Annotated in this window: 9 protein-coding genes; 2 read left to right on the top strand and 7 right to left on the bottom strand. The window is 54.9% G+C overall.

The genetic code is table 11. The features are described 5' to 3' along the window. Window positions 1-15: 15 nt before the first annotated feature. Complete coding sequence (locus ACZ5FM_RS11085) at window positions 16-2,403, bottom strand: EAL domain-containing protein (RefSeq protein ID WP_464038683.1); 2,388 nt, start codon at window positions 2,401-2,403, stop codon at window positions 16-18. A 338-nt stretch (window positions 2,404-2,741) separates the two neighbouring features. After that, the gene (locus ACZ5FM_RS11080) at window positions 2,742-3,344 is read right to left on the bottom strand and encodes a 50S ribosomal protein L25/general stress protein Ctc (RefSeq protein WP_192488420.1); all 603 of its coding nucleotides are present in this window, start codon (window positions 3,342-3,344) and stop codon (window positions 2,742-2,744) included. Window positions 3,345-3,626: 282 nt separating this feature from the next. Here ACZ5FM_RS11080 and ACZ5FM_RS11075 point away from each other — a divergent pair, with 282 nt between their 5' ends. Together ACZ5FM_RS11075 and adh are read left to right on the top strand one after the other, a co-directional pair. After that, window positions 3,627-4,586: a helix-turn-helix domain-containing protein gene (locus ACZ5FM_RS11075; protein ID WP_192488421.1), complete on the top strand. Its 960-nt coding sequence runs from the start codon at window positions 3,627-3,629 to the stop codon at window positions 4,584-4,586. A gap of 343 nt (window positions 4,587-4,929) precedes the next feature. Continuing rightward, window positions 4,930-6,444 (top strand): aldehyde dehydrogenase, encoded by a 1,515-nt coding sequence (gene adh / locus ACZ5FM_RS11070; protein WP_250981949.1) that lies wholly within the window; start codon window positions 4,930-4,932, stop codon window positions 6,442-6,444. A 242-nt stretch (window positions 6,445-6,686) separates the two neighbouring features. Here adh and ACZ5FM_RS11065 read toward each other — a convergent pair whose 3' ends face one another. The 5 genes from ACZ5FM_RS11065 to pgeF all read right to left on the bottom strand — a co-directional run bounded on the left by ACZ5FM_RS11065 (window position 6,687) and on the right by pgeF (window position 13,090). Then, on the bottom strand, window positions 6,687-8,957 hold the full coding sequence (locus tag ACZ5FM_RS11065; RefSeq protein WP_464038682.1) for a methyl-accepting chemotaxis protein: 2,271 nt from the start codon (window positions 8,955-8,957) through the stop codon (window positions 6,687-6,689). A gap of 169 nt (window positions 8,958-9,126) precedes the next feature. Next, complete coding sequence (locus ACZ5FM_RS11060) at window positions 9,127-10,059, bottom strand: ribose-phosphate pyrophosphokinase (RefSeq protein ID WP_192488423.1); 933 nt, start codon at window positions 10,057-10,059, stop codon at window positions 9,127-9,129. A 208-nt stretch (window positions 10,060-10,267) separates the two neighbouring features. Next, window positions 10,268-11,041 (bottom strand): hypothetical protein, encoded by a 774-nt coding sequence (locus ACZ5FM_RS11055; protein WP_464038681.1) that lies wholly within the window; start codon window positions 11,039-11,041, stop codon window positions 10,268-10,270. Between the two features lie 100 nt (window positions 11,042-11,141). Further along, a complete protein-coding gene (locus tag ACZ5FM_RS11050; protein WP_192488424.1) occupies window positions 11,142-12,293 on the bottom strand; it encodes a M24 family metallopeptidase in 1,152 nt (383 codons plus the stop codon). Window positions 12,294-12,295: 2 nt separating this feature from the next. Next, window positions 12,296-13,090, bottom strand: a complete 795-nt coding sequence (gene pgeF / locus ACZ5FM_RS11045) for a peptidoglycan editing factor PgeF (protein ID WP_464038680.1) — start codon at window positions 13,088-13,090, stop codon at window positions 12,296-12,298. Between the last annotated feature and the right edge of the window lie 77 nt (window positions 13,091-13,167).

Raw genomic sequence — 13,167 nt, 5'->3', positions numbered from 1 at the left:
CCCCCATGCTGATTTTCAGGCCTCAGCACCAATTGCTGGCTTCATAAACGCGTTCTGCGCTGCGAACATCGGCATCAACTGGGCAATTGGCTGCGGTTTGGCAAACAGGTAACCCTGTCCGCAATCCACGCCGATTTCCATCAATAACTCCTGCTGTTCCAGTGTCTCAATGCCCTCGGCGATGACAGAACAGCTCATCTTATGTGAGATTGCACTGATGCCCTCGATCAGCATGTGGCTCTTCTGGCTGATGTCGGACACCGGATCCATGATCGACTTGGTAAACGACTGGTCGATCTTGACGATGTCTACCGGGAAGCGGTTCAGGTAGCTTAGCGACGAGTAACCGGTTCCAAAGTCGTCGAGCGCAATACGGCAGCCGAAGTCGTGGATGGTGTTGAGAATGGTTCTGATCTGCGGGTCGTCATTCATTAACACGGCCTCGGTGATTTCAATCACCAGACGGCTGGCCTGAATATTGTAACGGTAGAGAAGGCCGGCAATCCGCGTCGGCAAGCCGGGCTCAAACTGCTGGGCCGAGAAGTTCACCGCGACATAACAATCCGACAGATGCGGAAGCGCGGAAATCTCTGCCAGATTGGCAAGTGAGTGCTCCAAGATCAGGTTGCCAATCCGATTTATGGTGCCGGTTTCCTCTGCCACATTGATGATATTGGCGGGAGGAAGAATGCCCTTTGTCGGGTGGTTGAGGCGCATCAACGCTTCAAAGCCGATGGTCTCGCCGCTTTCCAGCCGAACGATTGGCTGCAGATAGGCATCGAACCAGTCATTGGCGATTGCCTGTTCGATATCACTTTCCGTCTCGGCGCGTTCGCGTGCCTTGTCGGTGATGGAAGGGTCAAACATCTGTGCGCCGTTTTTGCCGCCACGCTTGCGCGTATACATCGCCATGTCCGAGTTTTGCAGCAGCTCTGCCGCATTCGAGGCATGGGTTGGATATAGCGCAAGGCCGATGCTGGCGCTGAGGCGCACGATATTGCCGTGGGTGACAAATGGCTGATTGAAGATGTCACTGATCTTTTCACAGAACACTGTCGCACGGTGTTCGGTGTTGTCGCCGGCCAGCAGGATGGCAAACTCGTCGCCGCCAAGACGCGAAGCACTGTCGCTGCCTTCCAGCAGCGGCTTGATGCGGTCCACAAACTCCTGCAGCACCTCGTCGCCAGCGGCGTGGCCCAGACTGTCATTAATGGTCTTGAAGCGATCAAGGTCGATGAACAGGCAGGCGAGTTCCGTCCGATTTTCATCGGCTTCGCGGATTTTTTCATCGAGCATGGCTTCAAAGCCCTGGCGATTGAGAAGGCCGGTAAGGTGGTCGGAAATAGCCTGATGTTTGTTGCGCTTTTCTGATTGGCGCAGTTCGGTCACATCGGTCATAACGCTGAGCGATGCCGTGTGACGGCCAGCCTCAATGGAGCTGAGTGCCTTTTCCTGAATGAGCACGTCCATCGTTTTTCCATCCGCACATTTGAAGCGGATGGTAATGTCGGAGGCGCTCTCAGTGCTTGAACCAGAGAATTTGCGCAGGATGAAGGTCTTGCGGTCCTCATCGGCAACAAGATCGGAAAAATGCGTGCCGATGATGTTTTCACGGTCGTAACCGGTTCTCTGGCTCCAGTAGTCACTGACTGCCGAGATACGGTCTGCCTTGTCGAGTGAAAATAGCATGGCGGGCGTCAGATTGTAGATTTCCGTCGTCCGTTTATGCGCCTTCTTGATCTCGCGCTCTTCCCGCTCAAGCTGGATCTGCATTTCGTTGAAGCTTTTTGCAAGCCGGCCCATTTCATCGCTGGACCGCCAGTCGACGTGGTGACGGGAGCCAAGCTGGCGTGTTGCCTCAATGGCCGCTGTCAGTCGCAACAACGGTTTTATGATCATCAAACGGTTGCCAACGACTGCCGTGACAAAGACCGTCAGGATGGCAAGAATGAAGATTGAGATGAAGGCGACTTCGATGCGGCTGAGCGACGAGAAGATGTTGATCGACGCGTAATAGATCGTGACACTGCCAACAGTCTCCATGCCGTTCAGCGTTTTATAGCTGATGGTGCGGGTAACGGTCTGTGGCTCTTCGGGAACCCCGGTGCCTGCTGTCTGCACCAGATCAAGTTGTCCCGACGTGTCCTTGACGCGTACCATGCGGATAACAGGATCGGAGACCAGTGTCCCGGTGATCTGGTTGATGGTGTCGTCATCCATGTCCCATAATGGACGGCTGAGCGCCTGGGAATTGGCGGCCAGCAGGATTTCAATATGATCACGCTGGTTTTTTATCGCTTCCTGATAGGAAAGGGCGAGCAGTAAAGTAAAAAGCGGCGCGACGACAGCGAGCAACGCTCCCGATACAATCGCGATAAAACGACTTTCTACCGAATGGGTCATGTCAATATATCCAGCCCCCGCAACCCCTTGTAAAACCAGCGTCCCCCACGCCGATCGTTCGTAAGATATAAATAGTCACCAAGCATATGCTTAAAAAAGTCTTTCCATCCTCAAGCAATCGCTATGGTGGTCAATTAGTATCTCCAAATATTCAATCATAATTCCACATAATCATTAAATGATGCTGAAATAACTATATTAAAGGTTGATTGAACGCGCTCTGATTGTTTGTTTTTTTATGAGCAATATTGGCGTGTATTAGTATTGGGCGCATACGAAAACACCCTGCCTTCGATTGAAAGCAGGGTGTTCAATCTGTCAGAAACAGATGCGGCCGATTATTCTTCGGATGCAGCTTCTTCTTCAGCAATGCCAGCAGCAGGAGCAACGATCGTTGCAATCGTGAAGTCACGATCAGCAATAACCGTAGTTGCGCCCTTTGGAAGCTTCACAGCAGAGATGTGCAGGCTGTCGCCAACCTTGGCGCCAGCGAGGTCAACCGTGAGGAATTCCGGAATGTCGTTGGCTGGAACGTGCAGTTCAACTTCGTGACGAACGATGTTGAGAACAGCGCCGGTCTTGATCGCGGACTTGTCTTCGTTGATGAAGTGAACCGGAACCTGAACGTTGACGGCAGTGTTGCCAGAAACGCGCAGGAAGTCGACATGCATGGTGAAGTCGCGGACCGGATCAAGCTGGTAAACCTTAGGGAGAACCTTGATCTTCTTGCCATCGACGTCGATGGTTGCAATCGTCGTCATGAAGCCGCCAGCGTGAATACGCTTGGTTACTTCGTTGGTCGAGAGCGCGATAGAAATTGGGGCCTGCTTGTCACCATAGATGACAGCTGGGATCAAACCGTTGCGGCGAAGTTCACGGGAGGACCCCTTACCGACCCGTTCGCGCGCCTCGGCCTTGAGCTCGTAAGTTTCCTTGCTCATGGCTATTCCTTTCGAGGTTGTATGGAGAGTTTCAGTCCACCATTGCAGTCTGAAACTGGAAACATAATAAATGTTTCATCCGCGTTGCCTCCAAGGGTGTCTACACGGACAGCGCGCCTATAGTACAAAGCATGGGGAAACGCAAGCGAAGTGCGGGTTTATTGCGGATTGCCACATATGTTCGCACAGTACAGATGACGTTTGTGTTATAAGATGTATTTTAGCGTTGAAACATAGTTTCCCTGCATGCACCATTCAAAAAAGCTTTGGGAGGAGCGGACAATGCAAAATGCCACAGCTCACGCAGACAGGGTTTATGAAAGTGCGCGCCAGCGTTCTGCGGCGGCAAGTTCACCCATCGTCGCCTCCTGGCGCCGGTGCATGACCATGCACCGGTTAGCGCCGGAAGAAGCCCATAAACCACTGTTCCTTATGGATTCGGAATTTCAGCAAGCGCGTCTGACCTCTGCCGACCTGTTGGTGGAAAGCGCTGACGAGCTCGATCGGATATTTCAGGCGGTCGGCAAGGCGGGCTGCTGCCTGATGTTGACAGATGCTAAGGGCGTTGCCCTAGAGCGGCGCGGTGCAGCCGGTGACGACAAGGAGTTTCGTGAACTGGGCCTGTGGTCCGGTGCGATCTGGAGCGAAGCCAGTGTTGGCACCAACGGTATTGGTACTGCGCTGGCCGATGAGCGTGCGGTTGTCGTTTACCGCGACCAGCATTTCTTCACGTCAAATATCGGCCTTTCCTGCACAACGGCGCCCATTCGCGACCATATGGGGCATATTGCCGGTGCCCTTGATATCTCGACCTGCCGGGATGACGTCAATGAACTGACGGTGTCCATTCTGACGCAGACCGTTCGCGACGCCGCGCAGCGTATCGAGGGTAATCTTTTTCGCCGTGCATTCCCGGAAGCGAGAATCATCATGGTGCCAAATGCCGGTTCGGCGGCGCTTTCACTGATTGCCGTCGATCATGACGACATCATTCTCGGTGCCACTCGTGCTGCACGGCAAATCTTGCGGCTTGATGATGCGCTGATTGCGCAGGGTGTTCCAGCTGTTGATGCTTTGCAGGAGCAACGGGGCGATATGCGGTCAGATTTGCTGGAGGCGGAGAGGGCGGCTGTGCGCCGTGTTCTGTCGCGCGCCAATGGTAATGTGTCTCATGCAGCCAATCTGCTTGGTATCAGCCGCGCCACCTTGCATCGCAAGCTGAAGAAGCTTGAAATTCACTGAGGCATTCGTCTTGCACAGGCGCTAGTTTTTGGTTGTCTGGTGTTGGGCGGGAGGTCGCTGTTTGTATCTTTCTAAGGCTCCTGTGTTTGTGAGCCTTTGAATAACTTTGGCCAGCACCGGCTTTGTTTGCCGGGTTCAAACCGGTTTGAATGGCATGAATGCCGTCGCTGCCAACCATTCGATTTCCGAACACATTTGGTACAATCCAGCATCTGCTATTGTAGCAGATATGAAACAGTGTGCGGTGCCATACGCCGCCTGCACCCTATCGTGCTATGATTTTCAGGCCCATTCTCTCCACATCGGTTTGTGAGAACCGCTTTCATCAGGGAGGATGAACTCAATGAATATTCAGATTCAAAAGATCGCCGACAGCCCGTTTAAAGCAAAATACGGCAACTACGTCGGTGGAAAATGGGTTGAACCCCAATCCGGAAAATACATGGACAATCTCTCGCCCGTCACAGGGCAGAAGATTTGCGAGGTTGCCCGCTCGAATGCTGCGGATATTGAAGTGGCACTTGATGCGGCCCATAAGGCCCGTGCCGCCTGGGGCCGGACAAGTGTTGCCGAGCGTTCCAACATTCTGCTGAAAATTGCACAGCGCATTGAAGACAATCTCGACAAGATTGCTCGCGCTGAAACTTGGGACAACGGCAAGCCGCTTCGTGAAACGATGAATGCCGATATTCCACTGACCATCGACCATTTCCGCTATTTTGCGGGCTGCATTCGGGCGCAGGAAGGCTCAATCGGCCAGATCGACAATGACACGGTTGCCTATCATTTCCATGAGCCACTTGGCGTGGTTGGCCAGATCATTCCATGGAACTTCCCTATCCTGATGGCGGCATGGAAACTTGCTCCGGCATTGGCCGCAGGTAACTGCGTGGTGCTCAAGCCAGCAGAGCAGACACCAGCCTCTATTCTGGTGGTGATGGAACTGATCGAAGATCTGCTGCCACCGGGTGTGATCAACATCGTCAATGGCCTGGGTACGGAAGCTGGCAAGCCGCTGGCCCAAAGCAATCGCATCGCCAAAATCGCATTTACCGGTTCCACCTCGGTGGGCAAGGAAATCATGCGTTATGCGGCTGACAACGTCACCAACATCACACTCGAACTGGGTGGCAAGTCACCAAATATCTTCTTCGCCGATGTGATGAATGAAGACGATGCGTTCCTCGACAAGGCGCTGGAAGGGTTTGCATTCTTTGCGCTTAATCAGGGCGAAGTCTGCACTTGCCCATCCCGCGCTCTGGTGCACGAATCGATCTATGACCGCTTCATGGAAAAAGCCGTCAAACGTGTTGAGGCCATCAGCCAGAACGACCCGCTTGACCCATCGACCATGATCGGTGCGCAGGCGTCTCAGGAGCAGTTCGATAAGATCATGAGTTATCTCGAGATCGGCCGTAAGGAAGGCGCCAAGGTGCTGACCGGTGGTGACAAGAAGTCTCTGCCTGGCAACCTCAAGGATGGCTATTACATTCAGCCAACGATCTTTGAAGGCAACAACAAGATGCGGGTGTTCCAGGAAGAAATCTTCGGACCGGTCGTATCGGTGACCACCTTCAAGACTGTGGAAGAGGCAATCGAGATTGCCAATGACACAGTCTATGGTCTGGGTGCCGGTGTGTGGAGCCGTGATACCAATCTCGCATACCGCGCTGGCCGTGGCATCGAGGCTGGCCGCGTCTGGACCAATTGCTACCATGCCTATCCGGCAGGCGCGGCATTTGGTGGCTACAAGCAATCCGGTATCGGTCGTGAAACCCACAAGATGATGCTCGACCACTATCAGCAGACCAAGAACCTTCTGGTCTCCTACAGCCCGAACAAGCTTGGGTTCTTCTAAGACCCGAAGACCAGAAGCACGTTGCGTCGCCTTAAGGTTCCGCAACCTGCAGAATATCCTCCCCGGAAGCCGGTGGTGTCCCTGCCGGCGTGCTGCCGGAGATTGCGGTCTCCGGCAGCCCGGTCCAGAAGACGTTTCGCCCTTTGCAAGGCGCGATTTGGAATGAGGGCAAAAATGACGTCTGAAACAAAAAGGCCGGAGTGGAAGCTCCGGCCTTTCTCATTCTTGATCTTTGTTATTGCTTACGCAGCGTAGCGGTTTTCCGCCTGTATCTGGCGACGCACCGAGAACTGGCTGATCTGGGCGTTGAGGCTGTCTGCCTCACTGGCCAGAGCAAAGGCGGAGGCAGTGGTTTCCTCGACCATTGCCGCGTTCTGCTGGGTGACCTGGTCCAGCGAGTTGACCGATGCATTGATCTCACCAAGACGCAGCGACTGGTCACGTGATGCGGTGGCGATCGCGCCAATATGATCGTTGACGGAGCGAATGCGGCCCTGAATGTGCTCGAGGCTTTCACCGGTCTTCAGAACCAGCGCTACACCGCCTTCAACGTCCTGCGCGGAGGCTGCAATGAGTTGCGAGATATCGCGTGCTGCGGCTGCCGATTTCTGCGCCAGTTCACGTACTTCCTGGGCAACAACTGCAAAGCCCTTGCCGGCTTCGCCAGCACGCGCGGCCTCTACACCTGCATTGAGGGCCAGAAGGTTGGTCTGGAAAGCGATCTGGTCGATCACATCAATGATCTGACGAATTTTGGACGACGAGGATTCGATGCGTTCCATGGCAACAATTGCTTCACGGACCACCTCGGTCGACTTCTGCGCGCCATCCATCGTTTCTGCGGTTGCCTGAACGGCAATGTTGCAACGGCTCAGCGCGTCATTGACGGTCTGGGTCATATCACCCAGTGCAGCGGCGGCTTCTTCCAGGGCTGCTGCCTGACGTTCTGTTCTGTGCGACAAGTCCTGTGAAGCGCTTTTCAACTCACCGGAACCGGCATGGATGGTGTTTGCACTGCTGCCGATATTGGCAATGGTGGCTTCAAGCCCTGCAACCGAGTTGTTGAAGTCAACGCGCAGGTGGTCGAGAGACGGAACGAACGGGCGGTCGATACGCAGATCGAGTTTGCCGTTGGAGAGGTTTGCAAGACCGGTGGCCAGAGCCGACACCGCGTCTTCCAATTCCTTGGCGCTGCGTGCCTTTTCCGTTTCGCGCTGCTGGCGCTCTTCATCCAGCTCTTCGCTCTTGCGGGCGGAATCTTCTTCCATGCGTTCTTTTTCGATCAGGCCCTGGCGGAAAGATTCCAGTGCTTTGGCCATGACGCCGATTTCATCGCCACGGGAAACCGCTTTGATGTCAATGGACTTGTCGCCTTCGTTCAGGCGGTTCATCAGCTTTGCCAGTTCGGTGAGCGGCTTGGTCAGGCCCGAGGAAACTAGAATGCCGATCAGGGTCATGATGCCGAGCACGGCAAGCGTGGCAATGAACGCTGAGAAGGCGAGGTTGTTGGCAGATGCCAGTACCTTGCTTTCAGCCTGGCCGGTGGCAAGCAGATGCTTCTCACCAAAAATCGTAACCGGAGCGTATGCAAAGAAGGTGCGGTTGCTGCCGTTGCTGGCAAAAACCGAGCCGGTTTCGCCACTTGCGGCGGCGGCGATCAGTTCCTGTGGAACCGGCGCGTTTGTACCACCGGAGACAACGCCGGAGCGGAAGGCGCCCTTTTCATTCAGCAGGAATGCATCGTCAATCGATGTGCCGATGCCCTCTGGCGTGACGACAGATGCGACGCGATCGGCAGAGACGCGGATGATGACAACACCTTTGCGCAGCACCTGGCCCCAGGACGAAATGGCAAGTGGCATGCCGATATAGGTGGAGGCGTCTGCACCTGTGCCGTTAAATGTGCCTCTGTGGACAACACCGTCCTGTCCGGCAGCGATACGGTCATGCAATTCCTTAATCGCTTCATTCCCTGGTTCGGAAATATTGGTCAGGAAGTTGCTTTCCTTGGCGACGGAGTAGATGATGAGGCCATTCTTGTCGACGACGTAGATGTCGCTGACACGGGCATTGCGCCAGTTGCTGGCAATTGTTCCGTTGATGGTGGCGTGCTGAATGCCGTAGAGCAGCTTCAGCTTTTCACCATCGAATGCGACGCGCTGTTCAACAGGAATATCGGTGCGGCGGAAGGATTTGATGACTTCATCACGCTCGGTTGCGATGATGTTGGTCATTGTTTCTGTTGCCTGGGCAAGGGCACTGTTCTGTGCAATCTCAGCCAGGGTCTGCTCCACGCGGTCTGTGTAGGCTGACAGCTGCTTTGCCTGATTTTGCTCAACGGTTTCAAGGCGCAATTTGCTTGCGTCAATCAGACCTGCCTTGCCTGTTTGATAGGACAACAGGCCGACAGAAAGGCATGAAACCAGCGTTGCTCCCGTTACCAAAGCCGCAAATTTTGTCTTGATAGACAAGGAACTGCGCTTGGCAACCTCCCGCGATGTGCCAACAGGCATGAACTTACCCCCTCCAGTGAGAACACGATTGGGGAAAGTCTTCGCAGCAATTGCTTTCGAGGGCGTTAAATATCGCTATATTGTATGATAATTATTCGCTTTTTACGGGAAGGTGCGCGTATTACGCGCACCTTCCTGAGGTCGGATAGACCAACCGCTTTTGCGAATATCAGTCAAACAGACCGGATACGGACTGTTCCTGTGCGGTTCTGTTGATAGCTTCACCCAACAGGTTGGCCGTCGACACAACACGAATGTTGTGAGCGGACTGCACGGACGTGGTTGGCTGAATGCTATCAGTTATGACGAGCTCACGCAGTTTGGAAGATGCGATACGCGCCACTGCGCCGCCTGATAGAACGCCGTGCGTGATGTAAGCTGTAACGCTTGTTGCACCGTTCTTGAGCAGAGCTTCAGCGGCGTTGCACAGCGTGCCGCCGGAATCAACGATGTCGTCGATGAGGATGCAATCCTTGCCATTGACGTCACCAATAACGTTCATGACTTCGGATTCACCTGGACGGTCACGGCGCTTGTCAACGATTGCCAGCAGACAGTCGAGACGTTTGGCCAGAGAGCGGGCACGAACAACGCCGCCAACGTCTGGAGATACGACCATGACGTTTTTCAGGTCATAGTGTTCTTTCACATCGCGAGCGAGGATTGGAACAGCAAAAAGATTGTCCGTCGGTATATCGAAGAAGCCCTGAATCTGACCAGCGTGCAGGTCCAGCGTCAAAACGCGGTCGGCGCCAGCCTCGGTGATGAGGTTTGCCACCAGCTTTGCCGAGATCGGTGTGCGGGGCCCCGCTTTACGATCCTGACGCGCATAGCCGAAGTAGGGGAGAACGGCAGTGATGCGCTTTGCGGAGGACCGGCGCATCGCGTCGATCATGATCAGCAGTTCCATCAGGTGATCGTTCGCTGGGAACGATGTCGACTGAACGATGAACACGTCTTCACCGCGAACATTCTCGCTGATTTCGACGAAAATTTCCTGGTCAGCAAACCGCCTTACAGTGGCATTTCCGAGAGGAACATTAAGATACTTGCAGATCGCTTCGGCGAGATGCCGGTTCGAATTGCCTGCGAAAACCTTCATTGCGGCCCGCCTGTTACCATGCCATCGCGTGAGAGATCATAAGGATATACCTCGTGACCGGTGCGTTATTCAAGGGAAGGGACACCCGGCTCTAAAACGCCGCCGGACATGCCTTATTGCCATGCGCGCCTTAATAGCGCCGTTGGTCGTGAATGCAAGGGGTGAAGCGGATTTGCTCACGTTTTTCATGAATTCTTTTTGACAAAACTCACCCCGCGTTCGCATTGCGCCATGCCATGTACTCGTTAAGCGTTCTATTGGCGATGGATTCCATCGCGGCTGGTGTTACCGCCGCCCAAGGATCACTGCCTTTGCCCGACACACTTTCCTGTCCCTGCAGACGGTGCAGACGGGCGCCATTGTTATCCAGCACATCCCACACAAAGACGATCGTCACTTTGCCGCCATCCGGGAAGGCGGAGAAGTAACCTTTGAGAATATGGTCGCTTGCCGTGTCGTTGGAACTGCGGATCGTCAAGCCTTTGGCGCGGGCTTCTGCACCGAGTTGCCGTGACAACGGTGTGACGGCCTGAACCGGCGCGCCGATGATGGGCAAAAAACGAATGCTGCCGGACGATGACGCGGGTGCCAGCGAAGCGCTCTGCTGCTGTTGTGGTGGTGGTTGCAACTGCTGTTGTTGTTGAGCAGGCGGTTCTGACGCTACCGGCTGCTGATAGTCCTGATATTGCCCGGCACCGTTAGACAGGGCTTGCGCCTGCGCATCCAGCGTGTTTTGTGGACGGTAGGTCTGCCGTTGCGGCGGCTGGTAAGCCGTCTGGGTGTCTGCGGCAGCAGAGGCGCGATCAAGATCGTTTTGCGTCAAGGGAGTGGACGATGGCTGCAGGCCTTCGCCAATACCAACTTGTGGCGTGAGTGCATCGGACGTGTTGCAGGCTGCAAGAGCGAATGTAAGGCCGGGAATGGCCAACATGGTCGTCAGCCGCCTCATACGCGGTTTTTCCTCATCGTCAGTCTCCGTCATCTTTGCCTTGCCGGATATCGGTGAGGATATCGCAACGAAGCACATCTGCCCGGCGGCAATGTATGGGCGTCAAGCCGGTTATGTCAAATCAACGGTTCTCTCAGACTGCAATCAAATCCAGCGTATGGCGCGACAGCGAGACGGGGGCATCCGTTGTCGTCAGATAGGTCTGGCCGAGGGTCATGGCGATGCCGCTATCGGAATCCATGATGATCATATGCACGAACAGGGTCATGTCAGGCAGGATTTCCTGGGTGTTGCCGGCATGGAACATCTGGTGTTCCATCCACGAGGGCGAAAAACGTGCGCCGAGCGAATAACCGCAAGCGTTGAGGCGGTGCCGTGTCAGTCCACGCTCATCCATGATCCGGGCATGAGTATCGAACACATCGCCAAATGTCTTGCCCGGCCTTAGGACCTCTTCGATGGCAATGATATTCTCGTGGGAGGCGTTGTAGAGCTCCTTCTGACGGAAGTCTGGCGTGCCGATGACGACGGTGCGCATCATCGCAGCGTGGTAATGTGCGCTTACTCCGGCCCATTCCAGTGTCAGCTGGTCTTTTTCCTCCAGAGTACGGCGGCCGGCCTTATAACGGCAAAGAAGGGCGTCCTGTCCGGACCCGATAATGAACTCGTTGGCGGGGTAATCGCCGCCCCCGGCAAAGACGGCACCCTGCATGGCAGCCAGAATATCGGCCTCGCTACCACCGGCGCGGATCAGCGGAAGTGCAGCATCCAGCGCATCATCCGCCAGTTCGCCTGCGCGTTTGGCGTACACAATTTCCTCGGCGCTTTTGACAAGACGCAGTCCGCTGACCAGATAGGACGCGTCACTGATCTGGCAGAAGGTGGCCAACTGGTTATCGAGCAGCTTTGCGACGCGGCCGGTCATGCCATGAGTGTCATATTCAATGCCAACCTTGGCGCCGAGCAGATCCATTTCGCTCAACAGGTTTTTCAGGTCCAGCGTCGGATCGGCATTCAGCCTGTCCACCCATATGGTAATGTTCTCAATATTGGAGGTTTGACGGGCCTGCCGGAGATCTGCAGAGCGCGTCAACAGCGTCATGGTTCCATCGGACTTCACAATCAGTGTCTGAAAAAAGCAGTAGCCGAATGTGTCATAGCCGGTCAGCCAATACATGCTTTCCTGCGCAAACAACAAAAGCGCATCGAGATTTTCCGCCTTCATCCGCTCGATCAGGCGGGTGCGGCGGCTTTCGAATTCTCCTGTCGTGAAGTGCAGTGCCATGATTAGCTCTCCGTGATTGCAATTGCGGAAATCTGCCGACCGTAATCCGGCTCGGCGGCATGTGTTGTGCGGCGATAGGAGAAGAACAGCTCCGTATCGGGGTAGGTGCAGATGCCGAGGGAGTGCGCCTTTACGCCAGCGTTCAACAACCGGTCTACCGTCAGTCGTTGCAGGTCGAACATCGCGTGGCCGGGTTTGTCGGAGGCGTTGAAATAGGTCTGGTAGGCGGGATCGTAGCTCAGGAAACGATCAATGAATTCTGGCCCGACCTCATAGTTTTTCTGGCTGATCGACGGGCCAAGGCAGGCGATGATGTGTTCACGCCGTGCACCAAGGTCGACCATGGCTTCGATGGTGTTTTCCAGCACGCCGCCAAGTGCACCTTTCCAGCCAGCGTGAGCCGCGCCGATAACGCCAGCTTCGGGATCGGAAAACAGGATAGGGCCACAATCGGCGCTCAATACACCAAGCACGATACCAGGTGTTCTGGTTACCAGCGCGTCGCATTGCGGACGTTCGCCATCGAAATGGCTGTCGACGGTTGTCACATCTGGGGAGTGAACCTGATGGACGGTTGCAAGCCGTTCCAGTGGCAGGCCAAACCAGTTTGCGACACGAGTACGGTTTTCAATCACGGCTTCCTGATCGTCCTGCGAGCCGAGTCCGACATTCAGTCCGCGATAGATACCGTGGGAAACCCCGCCTTGCCGGGTGAAAAAACCATGGCGTATGGCGCCATTTGAACCTGATGAGAGCAGGGGGCTTTCTATCGGCAGAGGCATGTGCTCATCCTGCATGATATCGGGTTTCCTTGATTGAATGCGATTGAAACGGGACGGGATGACCCGGTGATGACAAAACTCCCTGAATTCAC

The organism is Agrobacterium sp. 5Ca50 (assembly GCF_055381905.1).
The sequence above is the reverse complement of the archived record's forward strand: the minus strand, read 5'-3'. Positions and strand labels throughout refer to the sequence as shown.